We start from the raw sequence: 17,198 nt of genomic DNA on the forward strand, positions 1-17,198 counted from the left end.
CGATGGGAGAACGAATCTGGATGAGCATGATCAGTGAGCGCCTGTGGGCCATGCGTCCGGTTGATGAAGAAGCCTTTAAAACAGCTGTCAGAGAGTATTACGCCATTGCGCATCCGGGGTTCAGGGTTATCCGGGCAGCTTATCCCTACATTTACATTCAAGATGAACGGGGGCTTTATCGGTGAGCGACATTCAACAGCTCGATTTGTTCAAAATAGCTAATTCAGAGCCAATTCTGAACGGCATGTACTATGAGAGATCAACCAATTGTTTCCTACGTCCAGGGGCGCCGGCATTTTGAAGTGACTTGGAGCCAGTGCTTGGGAGATAAGACGTGGAAAGAAAAAACAAAAAGGGAGCGTGCCATATGAGCAATACCACTGCAACAAACAATGGTCCAGAGATTCATTCGCAAACGGGAGAAATCACAGACTTTATGCTGGACAAGATGAAGGCCGCAACGGATCAAGGTGAAGAAGCAGTCCTACATTTCTTAGCCGCCTCAGCTTATGTAGCAGGTTTTTGCATTGCACTGGCAGCCTCCAATCCGGAAGCCGTAGGACCGTTGATGACCCGGAGCATCGATGCACTGACGAGCGGTATTCAATCGGGGCTGCAGTTTACTGCCATGCCGATTGAATTCGTCAAGATCGTACATGAGTAAATAAATGGGCTTCTGTGGGAGGGGGTAACACATGTCCGAGACAGCCAGAGAACCATCCCTTTCCGGCCTACTTAATCAGTTTGAAGCTATTGGAGGCCCGGAAGAGTTCGGCCCAGAAGGCTTCGCCATTACTGTTGCGTTATGGCGGAAATCCAGCAAATTAGGCTGGCTGCAGACCTTTCAAATGACTAATTCAGAGCTTCAGGTGCAGACGGGAATTGCTACCCGCAAAACACTGAATGTATATCGTTCCAAACTGGTAGAAGCCGGAATAATTGCATACGAACCACCTCCCCGGGGGTCTTCAAGAGGAAGCTATACCATTTATTTTCAGCTTGTTGGATCGCCGAAACCTGTAACCTCAGGTAACAGGTTGGAGGAAGTAAGGCAGGAAGTTGTAACCGTAGGGAACCACTTTGGGACCAACTTTTCAGAAGTAGAGCCTCAAGTTGTAACCTCAGGTTACCACTTACCGAAAGCTGTAACCGTAGGGAACCACTTTCGGACCACTGTATTAAAAGATACTACTACTGTTACTCCTACTACTGGCGATTCGGAATTTTCTGATGACCCTGCGATAGGGGGAATGATCGCTATTTTAAATGCTTATTGCGAATTGAATTCTAAACTTGATTTTCATGTCAGACCGCGAGAGCGCGAAGCTATGGGTAAGATGGTCGCCGGGGGGATGCCGGTACCCTTTACCATCCGAACTATGGAGAGCCTGCTTCAGGCAAAGCGCGAACGGGAAGGCGGAAATTTCAAATACCCGACCAGCTTTTTATACTACGTGGACGGGATTGAAGAAGCTTGGCAAAACTCCCAAACTACCAGCCCGCCGATGGATGGAGTCGCCCCGGGGGAAATGCCAAGTCATCAACCTAAGAAGACTAAGCAGCAGCGGGAGCTGGAAGAGCTCGATCGCATCATCGAGGAGGAGAAACGCCGTGAACAAAGCAGAGGTAGTTATGTTGGTCCGCACCATTAAAGCCAACTACCCTGGATACGACATCAGTCTTGAGAACATCGACCGGCTTTGTCGCTACTTGCATGATTTTCCTTTTGAGACTGCAGCTGAGAACATACGGCAGCATATTTTGACAGAGCGTTTCGCTCCTAATGTTGCGGAGATCCGCGGCCGGCTCGGAGAACAACTGGAGCGGGAACGGATGCGAGATCAGACAGCGGCATTATTTTTAGGGATGGACCAAGCCCAAGCGGCAGCAGTCCCACCGCCGCCAGGCTTGAAGGAGCGATTATATGCAAAACTCGGCATTCGGCGTTGAAATGCCCCACAGCCCGGAAGCAGAGGTTTCTGTTCTGGGTGCCATCTTAATTGACCAGGAAGGCGACGCATTAGAGTCAGCGTTGGAGCTGCCGGCAGAGGCCTTTTATAACCCAAGCAATCGATTTGTATTCGAAGCCGTGTTCGAACTGCATGAGGCTGGAGAACCGGTAGACGTAGTGACGATAGCTACAAGGCTGGACCTTCAGAAGCGACTCGCTGAGGTCGGAGGGGTACAGTACCTTTCCCGGATTGCTGGAGCCGTTCCTACAGCGGCTAATGTGGATCATTATGTTGGTGTCTTGAAGGATAAGCATATGCTGCGGGAGATTATTCGTTCTGGAGTCGAGCAGATACGCTTGGCTGTCGAGGGCGGTGAGGCAGCACCATCGATTGCAGCCATGCAGTTAGCAGCAGCAAAGCTTTCCGACCAGGCGGCTCCGAAACGGGAATTCAAGCGTGTTCGAGATGTGGCCATCGAGGTCTATGAGGACATGGAACATCGGGCAGTCACTAAAACGGATAGTGGCGTTACAGGTTTATCTTCCGGATTTACGGACCTGGACCGGTTAACCTCAGGATTTCAGCGGAGTGACCTGATTATAGTCGCAGCGCGGCCGTCCGTAGGGAAGACAGCTTTTGCTTTGAATATCGCTCAAAACGTAGCGGTGAGTTCAAAAGAGACTGTGGCCATCTTCAGTCTTGAGATGTCGGCTCCTCAGCTGGTGCAGCGAATGATCTGTGCTGAGGCGAATCTGGATGCCAATCATATGCGGACAGCTGATTTTGAAGAGGATGACTGGACGAAGGGAGCGGAGGCCATCGGACGTCTGGGTGAGAGTAATATCCTGATCGACGATTCTCCCACACTGACGGTCTACGAGATCCGGAATAAATGCCGCCGCCTGAAAAAGCAAGAAGGGCTTGGGTTGATCGTGATCGATTACCTGCAGCTGATTTCCGGAACAGGTAAGCGGAGCGAGAACCGGCAGCAGGAAGTCTCTGAGATCTCCCGGACCCTGAAGCAGATCGCCAGAGAGCTGGACGTTCCGGTAATTGCCCTGTCTCAGCTCAGCCGCGGTGTAGAGCAGCGGCAAGACAAGCGGCCGATGCTCAGTGATCTACGAGAATCGGGCTCCATCGAGCAGGACGCAGACATTGTTGCCTTTTTGTATCGGGATGATTATTACGACAAGGAAAGCGAAAAAAAGAACATCATCGAGATTATTATCGCCAAACAGCGGAACGGCCCACTCGGAATAGCAGAGTTGGTATTCCTGAAGCAATTTAATAAATTTGCCAACTACGAGCGTGCTCATGCGAATCCATCACCGCCGCCCGCGGGGAATGTGAAGGACATGAACAAGCGCAAATGGGCGTAAGGGAGAAGAGCTGAATGAAGCAGGGGAAGCGGCCAACCAGGAAGCAGAAAATGATGTTGGCAGGTCTTGAACGGGTAGACCCGAAAAGCTGGCTGATAGAGCGTGACACACCTGAAGAGCTGATCTTGGTTAGTCGTAAGACGGGGAAGCTCAAGAAGATCAAAAAAGGCGTTTCATGAACATGAGCGGACGCAATTACTGGCACGTATACAACTGGCTACGCCGGCATTATCTCGCAGCGGGTGCAGTGGTGGAGCGTGTGGACCTGCTGGCCGAGTTCGCGGATCTGGAGCCTGCGGAAGTTGACGAAGGCATTGCAGAATTTGAGCTTGCGATCGGCAAGCGGAAACGGGAGGCGGTACCGGATGGAACAGCCTAAGCGGAAAGTCATTGACCCTATTTACCAGCAGCGGCACTCCTTCACTGTTCGAGACGACAGTGGCCAGGTGGCCGGCATGGTATACGTGCTCGATCCCGGCATGCTACCACGCAAGCGGAAAAGGGGGCGGCGTAAGAGTGATAGAGTTTACGGTTCTAGGGGAGCCGGTCGCACAAGGTAGGCCGAAATTTAGTACTGCCGGCGGCTTTCCGCGGGCATACGACCCGGCCAAGTCCCGGGATTATAAAGACTATGTTAGGCTGGCTGCGCGTGAGTTTGCTCCGGCAGCTCTGTTGGAGGGCGCTCTGGGGATCGCGGTGATTGCATACCGATCGACTCCGAAGAGCTTTAGTAAGAAAAAGGCTGCTGCCGCAGAGCGCGGAGAGATATTGCCTGTATCCAAACCGGACGCTGACAACTACCTGAAGGGCGTCAAGGACGCACTTAAGGGAATCATCTGGAAGGACGACAGCCAGGTCGTAGATGCATTTGTTAAGAAGCGGTACAGCTCGAAGCCGCGGATTGAGATAAAAATTAAGGAACTTCAATAAACCCAGAGGGGACGGGATCGCAATGATTAGGGATTATGCGAAATTTAGCGCGACGGTAGCAAAGGGCATTAAGGTCGGAGATACGGAGGTTGAAATTAAGCTGCTGCTTCCTCTGAAGGTTATGCAGGAGAATTTCCTGTTCCTCAGCAGTAATCAAGGAGAGAAGATCAATGTCTTCATGGGAGATCCACAGGCCGCTTTTGACTTCGGCGAAGAGGATGGGGAGATCTACCGGGAAGTAACTGGCCGTCGTGTGACCACCGATGCCTCAGGGGTTGTTGTGGATGTTGAGAAGCGAGAGGGCGAAGATCCCAACCAAGGCACCTTGTTTGGTCAGGAGGGCGAAAGTAGCTCGGCTGGAGAGGGTGCAGAGACAGAAGGAAGGGCTGATACTGAACATGCTGATAGTCAGCCTGGGCAGCAGCAGGAGGGTGCAAACCCAGATACTGATCATGTGGATGGAGAACAGAACAATAGCCTGGAGCCGGAGTGGTTGAATGGCGAGGGTGCCGGCAGCGGGACGGACGGCGAAGGAGATAACCTTTCATCCGGAGACAACACTCTTACTGAAGTGTTGGGTGAAAACTCAGGTTCTGAAGGAGGCGGTGCTCCAGAAGAAGTGAGTAAGGAAGCTCTGGAAGCCTTTATTCTGACCAATCGGCCTGTTTACGATGATATCGAGATTAATGGCACGCCGATCTTGTTCCCAGAGCTGCTGCAGGAGCGGCTGGAGCTCAACAAGACCTGGAAGGAGATCGCCCAGGAGAAAGAAGTGAGCCCGTCTGTACTATCTGCTAAATGGGGCGCCTACAAAAAGCGGGTCGAAAGAAAAATGATAAAGGATGGCGGGGGAGCAGCGTAAGCTGCTCTTCTCCTTAAGGAGGAGTCCATATGAAGGAAAAGATTCAATCGGCACTGGCCAATCTGGAGCCGCAGCTGAAGCGGGCAACTAAATTAATAGAAGATGCGGAGAACGAGGGTATCTATGGTGAAACACCGGACGAGCAGTATCTCCGTTCAATGAACCACAAGATTGGAGACAAACTGGATGACGCCCGCCGGTTACTCCGTCAAGTCAATGCTCCGATTATTGAGGAAGGGGTGCTCTGGAAAAACGCTGCTGGCCGGTACGAATTGCCGAGTGGAGATTGTTTCACCTCAGGCTCTTCGATAGAGTTTCTTCACACCTATTCCGACGGCGAGAAAGTCTGGGTATATTCCAGTGTCGAGCATAATGGCAAAGATTATTACATTGTAGCCAATCCTAAACTTTCAATGGGAGGACTGCGGGTGAGGGTAAAACAACTACCAATGTGGGATTGAACGGTCAACTTAAAATATCAGGCTCCATTACGTGGCACCAATGGCATGTTGAAGGAACAATAGAACGGAGGCAGTGTATTGAAAGTCCCACGTATCTTGCATTATCCCGGAAGTAAGTGGAGCATGGCTGAATGGATTATTAATCATATGCCTCCACATACAACCTATCTGGAGCCGTACTTTGGTAGTGGTGCTGTACTGTTCAACAAACAGCCTGCTACCCTGGAGACAATTAATGATATCAGCGGTGACGTGGTGAACCTTTTCCGGATTATCCGTGAACAGCCAGATGATTTGATCCGAGTGATGCAATGGACCCCATACGCTCGGGACGAATACGTGTCGGCTCATGAGCAGAGTGAGCTCCCTCTTGAACAAGCACGGCGCTTCCTGGTTCGTTGTTGGCAAAGCATCCGAGTTAAGACCGGCAGCATATCTGGCTGGCGCTGCCGAGCAACGTCAGATGATGCTTACCGGGTTCAGCAGTGGAACGATCTTCCAGGGAACATCGCCTCGGTAGCAGGGCGGCTAAAGAACGTACAGATTGAAAACCGTCCAGCCCTGCAGGTGATTGGCCGCTATAACCACCCTGATGTCCTGATATACGCCGATCCTCCATATTTACAGACAGGGCGCAACGGAGCCATCTACGAGAATGAAATGAGTGTAGAAGATCATGCGGAGCTACTGGACGGGCTGTTGGCGCATACTGGCCCGGCCATCCTAAGCGGATATGATAGCCTTCTTTATAATACAAGGCTCGCTGATTGGCGACGAGAGGAACGTCAGCAGATTATTGAAGCAGGAAAGAGCAGGACGGAAGTCTTATGGATCAATCCTGTGGCAGCCGGGCAGGTTGGGCAGCTTGTTTGGAATTTATGAAGGGAGGTACAGTCATGACAAGCAGGATGTTGACGAATCGCCAGTCCGAGACACTTGAATTGATAAAAGGTTTCATAGATCAGAATGGTTATGCTCCGTCGGTTTCTGAATTAACCAACCTTTTGGGGATAAAGTCCCGCTCCACCGCTCACTCACTTGTTAGGCAGCTTATTAGGAAAGGGTATCTTACTAAGACAGATAAAGAGGTCCGGACGCTTCGAGTAGTGAGGGAAGATTCGTTAAAGTCATATGAGGCTTTGCGTGAAGAAAACGCGCGGTTGCTGCAGCAGAATGCGGAGTTGCGGAAAAAGCTTGAGGGCTTTGAGAACCGATAATATGTAAAGACCCCCATATCCTTGGCCGGGCGGGGGTCCAATCTTGTACCTTCATTCGAATTATACCACGAGTGAGGGATTATCATGGGGAAAAGCGATAAATTAACAATACAACTGGCTTTTGACATCCTCCCGATCGACGAAAAAGAGACCCGTCGCCGGGTAGAAGAATATTTGGAGACGGTTCGTGTGTATCGTCAGATCGGATTTGTGCGGCGTCAGGCTGCACTCACGGCCAGCCCAGAGCCTCGGTACCATGGATCAACGAATGTGATTAGCCGGACGACGGAGAATATAGCGATATGGAATACAGACAGGGAGGTAGAGCTGGAGAGGCGGTCTAAGCTGTTGGATCTTGCTATGGGAAGACTAAAGAAGGCTGAGCGAGAGATTATCCAGCTAAGGTACTTGGAATATGAGGAAGAATATGATTCAATTCTTTGCGGGCAACTGGGTATGAGCGAGCGGAAGTATCGACGGGTGAAGTCAAGGGCTATATACTTACTGGCATGTGCGTTAGGAATTGAAGTTCTTATTTATGAAGAAACACCAGTTTGAATAACTGGTGTTTTTTTGTTCTTGTAGAAAATAATTCCCAATAGTAAAATATTCCTATAGTTTATTTCGTGATCTTCAGAAAGGAAGGGAATTGTGAGGAATATTGTATTTTTAGGAGGTATTCATGGAGTCGGAAAGAGTTTTTTGACTGAGGAAATTTCCACTCAACTGGGTATCAGGAGCTATTCAGCAAGCAAGTTAATATCAATGTTAAATGAAAAAGGATTCACCACAAATAAATATATCGATTCGATTGATACTAACCAAAATCAACTTATAGATTCAATAAAAATAAATACAGATGACGCTGAATCATTTTTACTAGATGGCCACTTTTGCTTACTGAATACTAATGGAGAAGTCGAAAAAATTCCCAATACTACTTTTCTAGCCATGTGTCCGAGAGCAATTGTGGTCTTGTTCGATTCAATTGACAGTATAAAGAAAAAATTAGAAACAAGAGACGCTATTAAATATGAATACGATTTTCTTGAGAAATTTCAGAGTGCTGAAATAGCTTATGCCAAGGAAATTTCAAACTTGTTAGAAGTACCATTATTGTTGTTTAATTCCTCAACTGATGATGTGTCAAATTTAAATGTTTTTTTAGAGAAGTATCTGTAACCAAATGTATTCCCATGAACCATTCAAAGGAGATGAGTTTTATGAGTAGGAATAGAGAGTATGATTTTATTAAAGTCAAAAAATTTAAAGATATTAACCTTGATGATGTCTTTTTTGACAGTCTTAAATCAGATTATCCCGGTTTTGAAGATTGGTTTTATAGGAAAAGCGAGGAAAATGCGTTTATATTTGAAAATGACGATGAGACAATAATAGCTTTTATGTATTTGAAAATTGAAGACGAGGCAGTAGTTGATGTTGAGCCTAATTTAAGAGCTGAAAGAAGACTGAAAATTGGTACTATGAAGATTAATTCACATGGGACAAGAATGGGTGAGAGATTTATTAAGAAGGCTCTTGATTACGCGATGAAGTATGACTGTAACGAGTTGTATGTTACAATTTTCGAAAAACATGCTGGATTAATAAGGATTTTTGAAAAATATGGATTTAGCCATCATGGAAATAAAGTAGGTAGTGAAGAGCGGGTTTACAGAAAAAGTTTTGGCAGTATTACTGGAGACGTATTGATAGATTATCCTCAAATAAATAAGGAGAAAAATAAGTTCATATTGGGAATATATCCAGAATTTCATACGCGTCTTTTTCCAGATTCTATTCTTAATAATGAGAGCTTTGATGTCATTGAAGATGTATCTTATACCAATAGCATACATAAGGTGTATCTTTCGGGAAATCCTGTTACTATTATGAGACCTGGTGATATAGTAGTAATATACCGTACAACTGATAGACCTGGCCAAGCTAGATTTCGTTCAGTAGCAACTTCAATTTGTGTGGTAGAAGAAGTTCGTAGAATTAGGAACTTTGGGGACGTTGGCGAATTTTTATCTTACTGCAAACCTTATAGCGTATATACAGAGGAAGAATTGTTAACTCAGTTTGAAATAAAGAAATATGTGATTAAAATGACTTATAATTTGGCTTTGACAAGAAGACTTACTAATGGACTACTGAGAGATCTTGAAATTGATTCACATTACTGGGGATTTTTCAGACTTGAAGATGCAGGGTTTGATAAAATACTTGAATATGGTGGTGCCAATGAACGTTTTGTTATCAATTAAACCTGAGTTTGTTGAAAAAATATTTAGCAATGAAAAAAAGTATGAATATAGAAAATCTATATTCAAGCAAAAAGTTAATAAGGTAATTATCTATGCTACTAGACCAGAAGGGAAAATTGTTGGGGAATTCAGAATAGATACTATCCTTCATGATAATCCGGATAGCATTTGGAATCTAACCAATAATGATTCGGGTATTACCCATGGATTTTTCAAGGAATACTTTAATAATAAGGAAAATGCCTACGCTATAAAAATTGGTGATATCGAGCGTTATGAAAAGCCAATTGATCCTAAGGAGTTTGATTTTCCTTTTACAGCTCCTCAATCATTTTTTTATGTTGATGATGACTATCGACCAATATCACAAAGAATAGAATTAGAACCAACCCTTTTCTAAAATGTATGGCCGTTTTTTGACCGACATTTGACCGCACAATGGCCGTTCATTAGGCTTTGAGCATGATATATTTGTATTGTAGAAATTAGGCGAGAGTGACACGCAGGGCTGCAGCAACGCAGCATTAACCGGGGCGTGCCTCCTCTCGCTTTTTCATTTCTAAAAAGCAAATGCGAAAAATTGACAAAAATCACCGAAATATGAGAGAGGATAGAGAAGAGTATTGTCGAATCCTTAACTAGGAAAAATATACTAGTTTATAGGAGAGAGAGCAGATGAAGGATAAGCTTAAGGGACTGCTAGTGGGACTTACAATAGGTTCTTTAGTAGCAGGTTCTACTGTGTTTGCTGGAACAAATGTAAAATTAAATGCTGTACTGGAAAATGTAAAATACATGTTTAATGGTGTAGAAAAACAAATGTCACAATCAATTATCTATAACGGACAATTGTATGTCTCGGCAAGTTCTTTTTCTAAAAATTCTGGTCAAGATTTTACCTATGATGGAAAAAACAAAACAGCTTGGGTTGGAAAGAAAGAGGGAACTTATAAATATTTGTCGGACGTATCTTATGCCAGGACGGACATAGAGGGAGTGAAGTTCCACTTTAACAAGTGGGCAAATGCTGGTGACTACATCTTGGACCCGTATAGTGGGAAATTTAAAATTGCTGATAATGAATATTTACATGGTATAGGAATTGAGAATTTGTTTTATGCGTCGAATAACGGAAAGGGGTCAATCGAATACAATATTAATGGTAAGTATAAAAAGCTTACAGGTTTTATTGGTGTTGATGATCATTCGAAGGACAGTGCCAATGCAGGGCAAATAAAAATCATCGCAGATGGTCAAGAAATTTACTCGTCACCAGAGATGTTAGGTGGAGATTTACCTAGGGAAGTCAAATTAGATATATCTGGAGCACTCAAAATAAGAATTGAGTTTTCTACAATAGGCGAAGATTATCGTAGTAGCACCCTCATTAACTTTGTTGAAGCTAAGCTTATTCAATAGCGGAGGTTCCAGATGGCAAGAAGAAAGAGTAAGGCCAAGCAGGAAGAGGAGTTTTTTCAGGGGTTGGCTGGCTTAGCAGCAATGGGATTAGCAATTGGAGGATACTATTTAACCAAAACCGTACAAGGCGCTATAGTTGGAGCGGCTGTCGGCGTGGCTGTTGTAGTTGCATTAATGATTGCAATAGGAAAGAAGCGCGCTGAACGCTTAAAGAAATCCGGTATTGCTGAGATTGATAAAATGGAAGGTGTCCAGTTTGAACAATACCTCGGTCACTTGTTCAGATCTCAGGGATACAAGGCGGAAGTTACAAAAGCTGCAGGTGATTACGGCGCTGATCTGGTCCTATCTAAAGATGGTAAGCGAGTTGTTGTCCAGGCTAAGCGGTACAGTAAGAACGTCGGCCTGAAGGCAGTGCAAGAGGTTCATGGTGCTGTTTCTCATTATGGTGCTTCTGCTGCCTGGGTTGTTACAAACAGAGATTATACTGAGCAGGCTTACAAGCTTGCAAAGTCCAATAATGTTCGCCTCATCGGTCGTGAAGAACTTATCGAAATGCTCCTGCAAATGAGAGAGAAGACGGTAGCTGCTAAAAAAGTCAATAATGCTAAAACGAGCGCTTAATTGAAATAGTGAGCAATATAAAGCATGACGTATAAATTGATGTGCTCAAGCCTGTTATTCAATATTGGTGGCGTTGACTCTTATTTCGTTAGATCATTAAAATGGTCTTGTCCTCCTTTGTAACAAAGTCCGTAAAGATTTTAAGCAAAGAGCGCAGCGCATTTGCTGCAAATGCGGAGCTGACGCCACTGATCCGGCCTTGCTCAATGTATGGCGTAACAATATACATATCACGAAGTCGCTCATTATTGGGCGGCTTTTTATATTGGAGGAATTTGATTGAAGAAGAAGCAACAGCAGCGGCGGTTAAAAGATCCACCTCAGCAACCAGCTAAGTGTAGGGGCTGTATATGGGGCCGTTGGGAAGGAACAGCACAGTTTTGTGGCAGAGTGAAGTGCCAGAAGGGAAAAACTTCCTGAGCGTCGAAATATGATGTCGAAGGGAGGGATTTGAATGTCGAATCAACTATCAATTGACGAACAAGGTAAATCCCAAGAGGCGCTTTTACACTATAAAAGAAATGCTGGAGACATACCAATTTTTAGGTCTGATGTAAAAGTGTACGACAAAAAAGGAAATTTGATGTTTGATTTTTCTGATTTAGCTACAACTATCATGTTTGAAAGTAATAAGGTGACAATTAACATCATGTGGGAAGATGCAGGTTTGGAAAGAGATAGCTTTAGGAATCAAAAACTATATGGTGTTTATTACGCGAGTTATACAAAAATGCGTTACAAAAACGGGGTGCTCACAATTCAGGGAGATAGAAAGATAGTCATGAACTATTCTAAAGAATACTGATTTTATTAAGCACCTTAACGGGTGCTTTTTTCATGCCCATAAACAACCCTCTGTAAGCCGTTCTCAGGCCATGTTCTCAGGAACGTGTGTTTGTGTGGTGATGCGTAGAAAAGGGCAGGACGGGCAGGTTCTTTTCGTCTCCTGCTGGGTTTCTAACTACCCAAAGATGAAAAACCAACTTAACTCAAATACAGTGAAAAAAAGGGGAAATTATTCCTATAGTCGAAATGTATCTGTGAGGTGATTTTATGAATACACGACAAAATGCAGAGAAAGAAATAAGCGATTTTATAAATTCTGATGAATCTGTAATCCTAATTACAGGTACCCATCAGTATCAAAAGCATATTCTTGCTTTGGAAGTAATATCTGAAGTGAAACGTCCCTCTACATTATTATTTAGAGCCAACAGTATGAAGAATTTCGGAACAATCCTGCAGGATCACGCAACTACTTATAAGACAGGATATGGCTACAAATTTGGTCCTCATAGGGTATATGTTGATTCTATAAAATCAACTTCTTGGACGAAGACGCCTTATGCTATTGATTTCTCAATCATTTATCCTATTGATTCAGTGTGCAAAAATAATGGGAAGGAAGAAATTATTCAAGATATTGTACGCCGTACTAACAATAAAGTGTTTTTGATAAGCTGGACTGATAATTATGACTACAGTTGGTTAAATGAATTTGTAGATAGAAAAGTAATTTATGATGTCGAGGCAGAAGATCCAGAGTATCATGCAAGAATGCTAAAGAGTCTAAAAAAAATTTAGGGCCGATAGGCTCTTTTTTTATTGAGGAGGACCTATGGATATCAGAATCATACCGATTGACCAGCTCAATGCAGCAGCTTACAACCCGCGGGCCGACCTTCAGCCTGGAGATCCGGAGTATGAGAAGCTACGCCGCAGCTTGGACGATTTTGGGTACGTTGACCCGATTATATGGAATGAGCAGACCGGCAACATGATCGGTGGCCATCAGCGTTATAAGGTGCTGGTAAATGAGAAAGGCTGCACGGAACTGGCCGTATCTGTAGTCAACCTGGACCCGGAACGAGAGCGGCTGCTTAATCTTGCGCTTAACAAGGTGTCCGGTCGGTGGGATGATGAGGCACTGGCACAGCTGCTGAATGAGCTGCAGAAAGGTGGGGCGGATCTGGCACTCTCCGGCTTTAATCCGGAAGAGATCGAGGAGCTGCTTGCGGATTTAGAAGATATTCCGGATATTGAAGGTGATCAGTCAGTGATTGAAGATGACTTCGATGTCCAGAACGCTCTTGATGAGATCAAGGAGCCGGAGACTCGCCGTGGAGATGTGTGGCAGCTTGGCCGGCATATCCTCATGTGTGGTGATGCTACTAGTGCTGAGGATGTTTCCAGGCTGATGGACGGGGTTAAAGCTGATCTGGTAGTGACAGACCCTCCATATAATGTAGCGGTAGAGAGCGATTCAGCTCGACTGGCCGAAGCCGGCACCAGCTCAATAATGAATGACAACATGCCCGCTGAGGAGTTCGCGGGCTTTTTGAATGCAATTTTTCAGAACTATGTGTCAGTGATGCTACCTACAGCGGCGATATATATTTTCCACCCGGCATTCTATCAGAGAGCCTTCGAGAACGCGATGAATGCTGCTGGTATTGTGCGTAGATCGCAATGTATTTGGGTGAAGAATTCTGCGAGTTTTGGATGGTCGCAATATAGATTTCAGCACGAGCCAGTGTTTTACGCTCATATTAAGGGGAAGGCGCCTGCTTGGTATGGTGATCGCTCTCAAACTACAATTTGGGATGTTTCTCGAGGTGATGTATCGAAGTATGTTCATCCAACACAGAAACCTTTAGATCTGCTGGCTATTCCGATTCTGAACAGCAGTAAGAGTGGCGATGTTGTGGTCGATTTATTCGGAGGCAGCGGGTCGACCCTTATGACCTGTGAGCAGCTTGACCGCTCCTGCAGGACAATGGAGCTTGATCCAGTATTTTGTGAGGTGATCAAATTGCGGTACCAGACGGCGACCGGTACAGAGCCGTTACTGCTTCATCGTGCTGTTCCCGTGGAAAATTAAAAGGAGGACGCACGAACGTCCTCCCATTCACCCAGGGTATCCCCCGGCTGAGACAGCGGCGCGCCACGCGTGGCATTCACAGTCATCCGCTGTCTCGTTTCCAAATATACACGGAAGCCGAGGGGAACGCAATGGGAACAAAAAATGAACTTTTATTGCAACATGAGCTTGAAGTCATGGCCGGTATCCTTGAAAGCAAGGCGCAGTACCGCAAAATTGTTAAAGCCGGAATAGCCAAGTGGGTTAAGGACTTCCAGGACGGTCGGATTGAAATTAAAACGGTGGACGACCTGAAGAAGCTGATTGAGATAGATATTGAGCTACAGAAAGACGAGTTTTAGTTAAGATTTTTTATTTTATTTACGGCTTCTATTGCCAGGAAATGCTTTCGAAGAGAACTTTGTCTTTCGCCATATGCCATGTAATAAATTAATGTAAAACAAAAGATATAAACTGCCATAGTGAAGATGGTTCCGTATCCGTCTGTTAGATTTGAGAACAAGTCTATTGCTTTAATTATTTGATTTAAAAGAACTTCATTAGAAACATTATCTTTAATAAGACTAATTATTCCTGTACTTGTTGATGCCATAGCAGCGAAGAAAGTAATAGAAGTTCCTATAATTGTTTTAAAAGCTGCATCAGTAATCTTATCAAATGTAGTAGAATCTCCTTTCATTCCTTGAAGCTCTGCTTCAACCTTGATAAGGTCTTCCTTTGAATATGAGCTATAGAGGGTGAATAGCTCCGAAACCTTCGCTCTTTTGGCTTTAAGAAGAGAAGTGTTTCTTGGAAAGCTTTTTTTTAGATCTGAATGAAATCTAAATTGATCGATACTCATAAAAATGAAAGTCATTGCTACTGAGACATAAAAGAACCATACTACTATTTTTATCACCTAATATTCGACTCCTTTTTGTCAATATCTATAATTATATCGGAGGTTATTTAGATAATCTTTACAATTGATGTGGGGGTGGTGACATGTAACATGGCTAGAGAACGTAGTCCCGAGCGGGACAAGGCAAGACTGATGTGGCTGAAGAGCGGCGGGACGATGAAGCTTAAGGGCATCGCCGCCGCTCTTTCTATTCCGGACAGCAAAGTCCGAAAATGGAAGGCAATGGACAACTGGGAAGATGAGTTCAAAGGGAACGTTCCACCTGAAAGCAAAGGGAGCGTTCCAATTGAATCGAAAGGGAGCGCTCCACATCGTGGCGCTCCCAAAGGAAACAGAAATGCTGTCGGGAATCGCGGCGGCGCTCCCCCGGGCAATCAAAACGCGAAGGGAAACAGCGGAGGGGCCGGCGGGCCGCCTGGCAACAAGAAGGCGGTCACCACGGGTGAGCACGAAACGATCTGGCTGGATACTCTGACGGAGACCGAGCAGCAGCTCATTGATCAGGTGGACACTGATCCAATTATCCAAGCGAATGAATCAATTTACCTTCTGACTATCCGAGAGCGCCGCATGATGCAGCGGATTAAAGCTTTGATGGATGGCCTGACCGAAACAGAGCGCAATGTCTTTTATGAGCTGAAGTCTATCAAAGAAGTAGCAACGATTCACGACGAGAAGACCGGCATCACGAAGAAGATTCCGCATGCTCGAAATGAGATGATGGAGTCAAAGATCGAAGAGAAGGGATTCCGAAAGCTGGACGACATTGTGAAGCTTGAGGAAGCCCTGACCCGCATCCAGGACAAGAAGATCCGGGCCATTGAGCTTAAGAATCGTCTTACCGATGACGAGAAGCGCATCCGTATTGAAACCATGGAGTATGAGCTGCAGATGCTTCGCGGTGGTGGAGGTAAGGAAGACTTTGAGGATGACGGCTTTATGGATGCACTGAAGGGCATGGTGGCGGGAGTGTGGAGCAACGATGGCGAAGCTTAAACTCAAGCCGCCGGCGTTCAAATGGTCGCCTTTCTCGGATAAGCAGCTGAGAGTACTGACCTGGTGGATGCCGGATAGCCCTCACCGCGACAAGGACGCAATCATCTGTGATGGCTCTGTCCGTGCCGGCAAGACGGTCTGCATGTCGTTCTCTTTCATTGCCTGGGCGATGGACACCTTTCGAAGTGAGCAGTTCGGTATGTCAGGCAAGACTATCGGCGCGCTTCGACGTAACGTTATCGGGCCGTTGAAACGCATGTTGGCCAGCCGCGGGTATCACGTTCACGATAACCGTTCTGAAAATGTACTGACTGTTACCCGGGGGCTTGTCAGCAACCGGTTTTTCTTGTTTGGCGGTCGAGATGAGAGCTCTCAGGATCTGATCGCGGGGATTACGCTGGCGGGCATGTTTTTTGATGAAGTGGCTTTAATGCCGAAGTCCTTTGTTGACCAGGCGACCGCACGCTGTTCTATTGATGGTGCCAAGCTCTGGTTTAACTGCAACCCTGCAGGCCCTTATCACTGGTTCAAGAAAGAATGGCTGGATCAGCTGGTGAAGAAGCACGCACTGCATCTGCACTTCACGATGGAGGATAATCTATCTCTCTCCGAGCGGGTGCGTGAGCGGTACCGGCGCATGTACAGCGGAATCTTCTATCAGCGGTACATCCTAGGGCTTTGGGTTATGGCCGAGGGAGTCATATTTTCCAAGTTCGATGATGCAGTTCATAAGAAGTCGCGGGACTGGTTTCCGGCCAAATTTGACCGCAAATTCATTTGCATTGACTATGGAGCCAACAACCCGACGGCATTCCTGAAATACGGAGTTCGTGGCAATATCTATTATGAGCTGGATGAGTATTATCACAACATCCGGCATAAAGGCGAGAAAACAAACAGTGAATATGCGGATGACCTGGAAGCCTTTCTTGACGGCGATGAGTATGCAATCTTCATCGATCCGTCAGCAAAGGCTTTTATTATTGAGCTGAAAAAGCGCGGGGTTAAAAATATTCGGGCTGCCGTGAACACGGTGCTGGACGGGATTCAAACGGTATCCAACCGGTTCCAGAACAATGAATTGTATATCTGTGCTGACAACACCAATTCCCTTCAGGAGTTGGTTTCTTACGTATGGGACGAAAAAGCCGCCGAGCGCGGCGAGGACAAGCCTATCAAGCAAAATGACCATACCTGTGACGCGCGCAGGTACGGCATTCACACAGATTATCTGCTGCAGCGTGTGAAGCAGCGGAAACAAGAGAGAGAGGAGCGGTCTGATGATAATGTGGGGTGGGTGTAATGG

The 17,198-nt window shown here is 45.8% G+C and carries 26 protein-coding genes; 24 read left to right on the forward strand and 2 right to left on the reverse strand.

Annotated features, from left to right (window positions below):
* Window positions 1–20: 20 nt before the first annotated feature.
* The 18 genes from C2I18_RS14225 (at window position 21) to C2I18_RS14310 (ending at window position 11,114) form a co-directional block, all read left to right on the forward strand.
* Entirely contained in the window at window positions 21–185 is a 165-nt protein-coding gene (locus tag C2I18_RS14225; RefSeq protein WP_249901788.1) for a hypothetical protein, read from the forward strand.
* Between the two features lie 182 nt (window positions 186–367).
* A complete protein-coding gene (locus C2I18_RS14230; RefSeq protein ID WP_249901789.1) occupies window positions 368–664 on the forward strand; it encodes a hypothetical protein in 297 nt (98 codons plus the stop codon).
* A gap of 31 nt (window positions 665–695) precedes the next feature.
* The gene (locus tag C2I18_RS14235) at window positions 696–1,652 is read left to right on the forward strand and encodes a hypothetical protein (RefSeq protein WP_249901790.1); all 957 of its coding nucleotides are present in this window, start codon (window positions 696–698) and stop codon (window positions 1,650–1,652) included.
* Window positions 1,612–1,950 carry a hypothetical protein gene (locus tag C2I18_RS14240; RefSeq protein ID WP_249901791.1) on the forward strand — a complete coding sequence of 113 codons (339 nt, stop codon included), beginning with the start codon at window positions 1,612–1,614 and terminating at the stop codon, window positions 1,948–1,950. The genes C2I18_RS14235 and C2I18_RS14240 overlap by 41 nt, the downstream gene beginning before the upstream one ends.
* Window positions 1,925–3,331, forward strand: a complete 1,407-nt coding sequence (gene dnaB / locus C2I18_RS14245) for a replicative DNA helicase (RefSeq protein ID WP_249901792.1) — start codon at window positions 1,925–1,927, stop codon at window positions 3,329–3,331. The genes C2I18_RS14240 and dnaB overlap by 26 nt, the downstream gene beginning before the upstream one ends.
* Window positions 3,332–3,345: 14 nt before the next feature.
* Entirely contained in the window at window positions 3,346–3,510 is a 165-nt protein-coding gene (locus tag C2I18_RS14250; protein ID WP_249901793.1) for a DUF6906 family protein, read from the forward strand.
* A 2-nt stretch (window positions 3,511–3,512) separates the two neighbouring features.
* Window positions 3,513–3,710: a hypothetical protein gene (locus tag C2I18_RS14255; RefSeq protein ID WP_249901794.1), complete on the forward strand. Its 198-nt coding sequence runs from the start codon at window positions 3,513–3,515 to the stop codon at window positions 3,708–3,710.
* A gap of 137 nt (window positions 3,711–3,847) precedes the next feature.
* Window positions 3,848–4,261 (forward strand): RusA family crossover junction endodeoxyribonuclease, encoded by a 414-nt coding sequence (locus C2I18_RS14260; protein ID WP_249901795.1) that lies wholly within the window; start codon window positions 3,848–3,850, stop codon window positions 4,259–4,261.
* A 22-nt stretch (window positions 4,262–4,283) separates the two neighbouring features.
* Window positions 4,284–5,123, forward strand: coding sequence for a hypothetical protein (locus tag C2I18_RS14265; protein WP_249901796.1), 840 nt, complete (start codon window positions 4,284–4,286; stop codon window positions 5,121–5,123).
* 29 nt (window positions 5,124–5,152) lie between these two features.
* Window positions 5,153–5,584, forward strand: a complete 432-nt coding sequence (locus C2I18_RS14270; protein ID WP_249901797.1) for a DUF5348 domain-containing protein — start codon at window positions 5,153–5,155, stop codon at window positions 5,582–5,584.
* Between the two features lie 123 nt (window positions 5,585–5,707).
* Window positions 5,708–6,466, forward strand: coding sequence for a DNA adenine methylase (locus C2I18_RS14275; protein ID WP_342760345.1), 759 nt, complete (start codon window positions 5,708–5,710; stop codon window positions 6,464–6,466).
* A gap of 14 nt (window positions 6,467–6,480) precedes the next feature.
* On the forward strand, window positions 6,481–6,801 hold the full coding sequence (locus C2I18_RS14280; RefSeq protein ID WP_249901799.1) for a LexA family protein: 321 nt from the start codon (window positions 6,481–6,483) through the stop codon (window positions 6,799–6,801).
* A gap of 84 nt (window positions 6,802–6,885) precedes the next feature.
* On the forward strand, window positions 6,886–7,359 hold the full coding sequence (locus C2I18_RS14285) for an ArpU family phage packaging/lysis transcriptional regulator (RefSeq protein ID WP_249901800.1): 474 nt from the start codon (window positions 6,886–6,888) through the stop codon (window positions 7,357–7,359).
* A gap of 93 nt (window positions 7,360–7,452) precedes the next feature.
* Window positions 7,453–7,983, forward strand: coding sequence for an ATP-binding protein (locus C2I18_RS14290; protein ID WP_249901801.1), 531 nt, complete (start codon window positions 7,453–7,455; stop codon window positions 7,981–7,983).
* A 41-nt stretch (window positions 7,984–8,024) separates the two neighbouring features.
* Window positions 8,025–9,071 (forward strand): GNAT family N-acetyltransferase, encoded by a 1,047-nt coding sequence (locus tag C2I18_RS14295; protein WP_249901802.1) that lies wholly within the window; start codon window positions 8,025–8,027, stop codon window positions 9,069–9,071.
* Window positions 9,049–9,471 carry an ASCH domain-containing protein gene (locus C2I18_RS14300; protein WP_249901803.1) on the forward strand — a complete coding sequence of 141 codons (423 nt, stop codon included), beginning with the start codon at window positions 9,049–9,051 and terminating at the stop codon, window positions 9,469–9,471. The genes C2I18_RS14295 and C2I18_RS14300 overlap by 23 nt, the downstream gene beginning before the upstream one ends.
* 275 nt (window positions 9,472–9,746) lie before the next feature.
* Window positions 9,747–10,490, forward strand: a complete 744-nt coding sequence (locus C2I18_RS14305) for an NPCBM/NEW2 domain-containing protein (protein ID WP_249901804.1) — start codon at window positions 9,747–9,749, stop codon at window positions 10,488–10,490.
* A gap of 12 nt (window positions 10,491–10,502) precedes the next feature.
* A complete protein-coding gene (locus C2I18_RS14310) occupies window positions 10,503–11,114 on the forward strand; it encodes a restriction endonuclease (protein WP_249901805.1) in 612 nt (203 codons plus the stop codon).
* An 88-nt stretch (window positions 11,115–11,202) separates the two neighbouring features.
* On the opposite strand, the gene C2I18_RS14315 is transcribed toward C2I18_RS14310, so the two are convergent.
* The gene (locus C2I18_RS14315; protein ID WP_249901806.1) at window positions 11,203–11,433 is read right to left on the reverse strand and encodes a hypothetical protein; all 231 of its coding nucleotides are present in this window, start codon (window positions 11,431–11,433) and stop codon (window positions 11,203–11,205) included.
* A 135-nt stretch (window positions 11,434–11,568) separates the two neighbouring features.
* On the opposite strand from C2I18_RS14315, the gene C2I18_RS14320 reads away from it, so the two are divergent.
* From C2I18_RS14320 to C2I18_RS14335, 4 genes are all read left to right on the forward strand, one after another.
* Window positions 11,569–11,919, forward strand: a complete 351-nt coding sequence (locus C2I18_RS14320) for a hypothetical protein (RefSeq protein WP_249901807.1) — start codon at window positions 11,569–11,571, stop codon at window positions 11,917–11,919.
* A gap of 248 nt (window positions 11,920–12,167) precedes the next feature.
* A complete protein-coding gene (locus C2I18_RS14325) occupies window positions 12,168–12,698 on the forward strand; it encodes a hypothetical protein (protein ID WP_249901808.1) in 531 nt (176 codons plus the stop codon).
* A 34-nt stretch (window positions 12,699–12,732) separates the two neighbouring features.
* Window positions 12,733–13,995 (forward strand): site-specific DNA-methyltransferase, encoded by a 1,263-nt coding sequence (locus C2I18_RS14330; RefSeq protein ID WP_249901809.1) that lies wholly within the window; start codon window positions 12,733–12,735, stop codon window positions 13,993–13,995.
* Window positions 13,996–14,126: 131 nt separating this feature from the next.
* Window positions 14,127–14,336, forward strand: coding sequence for a hypothetical protein (locus C2I18_RS14335; protein ID WP_249901810.1), 210 nt, complete (start codon window positions 14,127–14,129; stop codon window positions 14,334–14,336).
* Here C2I18_RS14335 and C2I18_RS14340 read toward each other — a convergent pair.
* Window positions 14,333–14,893, reverse strand: coding sequence for a hypothetical protein (locus C2I18_RS14340; protein ID WP_249901811.1), 561 nt, complete (start codon window positions 14,891–14,893; stop codon window positions 14,333–14,335). The two genes, C2I18_RS14335 and C2I18_RS14340, sit on opposite strands and share 4 nt — an antisense overlap.
* 93 nt (window positions 14,894–14,986) lie before the next feature.
* Here C2I18_RS14340 and terS point away from each other — a divergent pair, with 93 nt between their 5' ends.
* Window positions 14,987–15,892 carry a phage terminase small subunit gene (gene terS / locus C2I18_RS14345; RefSeq protein WP_249901812.1) on the forward strand — a complete coding sequence of 302 codons (906 nt, stop codon included), beginning with the start codon at window positions 14,987–14,989 and terminating at the stop codon, window positions 15,890–15,892.
* Window positions 15,879–17,195, forward strand: a complete 1,317-nt coding sequence (locus C2I18_RS14350; protein ID WP_249901813.1) for a PBSX family phage terminase large subunit — start codon at window positions 15,879–15,881, stop codon at window positions 17,193–17,195. The genes terS and C2I18_RS14350 overlap by 14 nt, the downstream gene beginning before the upstream one ends.
* The last annotated feature ends 3 nt before the right edge of the window (window positions 17,196–17,198 follow it).

It is taken from the genome of Paenibacillus sp. PK3_47, assembly GCF_023520895.1.
In the GTDB taxonomy this organism is placed as follows: Bacteria; Bacillota; Bacilli; order Paenibacillales; family Paenibacillaceae; genus Paenibacillus_AQ.

What these genes read in the sequence shown, in the direction of transcription:
- C2I18_RS14325 (WP_249901808.1), top strand. Translation starts at nt 12,168, where the DNA reads ATGAATACACGACAAAATGCAGAGAAAGAAATAAGCGATTTTATAAAT.
- C2I18_RS14255 (WP_249901794.1), top strand. Translation starts at nt 3,513, where the DNA reads ATGAGCGGACGCAATTACTGGCACGTATACAACTGGCTACGCCGGCAT.
- C2I18_RS14300 (WP_249901803.1), top strand. Translation starts at nt 9,049, where the DNA reads ATGAACGTTTTGTTATCAATTAAACCTGAGTTTGTTGAAAAAATATTT.
- C2I18_RS14285 (WP_249901800.1), top strand. Translation starts at nt 6,886, where the DNA reads ATGGGGAAAAGCGATAAATTAACAATACAACTGGCTTTTGACATCCTC.
- C2I18_RS14335 (WP_249901810.1), top strand. Translation starts at nt 14,127, where the DNA reads ATGGGAACAAAAAATGAACTTTTATTGCAACATGAGCTTGAAGTCATG.
- terS (WP_249901812.1), top strand. Translation starts at nt 14,987, where the DNA reads ATGGCTAGAGAACGTAGTCCCGAGCGGGACAAGGCAAGACTGATGTGG.
- C2I18_RS14295 (WP_249901802.1), top strand. Translation starts at nt 8,025, where the DNA reads ATGAGTAGGAATAGAGAGTATGATTTTATTAAAGTCAAAAAATTTAAA.
- C2I18_RS14305 (WP_249901804.1), top strand. Translation starts at nt 9,747, where the DNA reads ATGAAGGATAAGCTTAAGGGACTGCTAGTGGGACTTACAATAGGTTCT.
- C2I18_RS14250 (WP_249901793.1), top strand. Translation starts at nt 3,346, where the DNA reads ATGAAGCAGGGGAAGCGGCCAACCAGGAAGCAGAAAATGATGTTGGCA.
- C2I18_RS14270 (WP_249901797.1), top strand. Translation starts at nt 5,153, where the DNA reads ATGAAGGAAAAGATTCAATCGGCACTGGCCAATCTGGAGCCGCAGCTG.
- C2I18_RS14330 (WP_249901809.1), top strand. Translation starts at nt 12,733, where the DNA reads ATGGATATCAGAATCATACCGATTGACCAGCTCAATGCAGCAGCTTAC.
- C2I18_RS14265 (WP_249901796.1), top strand. Translation starts at nt 4,284, where the DNA reads ATGATTAGGGATTATGCGAAATTTAGCGCGACGGTAGCAAAGGGCATT.
- C2I18_RS14230 (WP_249901789.1), top strand. Translation starts at nt 368, where the DNA reads ATGAGCAATACCACTGCAACAAACAATGGTCCAGAGATTCATTCGCAA.
- C2I18_RS14225 (WP_249901788.1), top strand. Translation starts at nt 21, where the DNA reads ATGAGCATGATCAGTGAGCGCCTGTGGGCCATGCGTCCGGTTGATGAA.
- C2I18_RS14320 (WP_249901807.1), top strand. Translation starts at nt 11,569, where the DNA reads ATGTCGAATCAACTATCAATTGACGAACAAGGTAAATCCCAAGAGGCG.
- C2I18_RS14310 (WP_249901805.1), top strand. Translation starts at nt 10,503, where the DNA reads ATGGCAAGAAGAAAGAGTAAGGCCAAGCAGGAAGAGGAGTTTTTTCAG.
- C2I18_RS14275 (WP_342760345.1), top strand. Translation starts at nt 5,708, where the DNA reads ATGGCTGAATGGATTATTAATCATATGCCTCCACATACAACCTATCTG.
- dnaB (WP_249901792.1), top strand. Translation starts at nt 1,925, where the DNA reads ATGCAAAACTCGGCATTCGGCGTTGAAATGCCCCACAGCCCGGAAGCA.
- C2I18_RS14280 (WP_249901799.1), top strand. Translation starts at nt 6,481, where the DNA reads ATGACAAGCAGGATGTTGACGAATCGCCAGTCCGAGACACTTGAATTG.
- C2I18_RS14235 (WP_249901790.1), top strand. Translation starts at nt 696, where the DNA reads ATGTCCGAGACAGCCAGAGAACCATCCCTTTCCGGCCTACTTAATCAG.
- C2I18_RS14350 (WP_249901813.1), top strand. Translation starts at nt 15,879, where the DNA reads ATGGCGAAGCTTAAACTCAAGCCGCCGGCGTTCAAATGGTCGCCTTTC.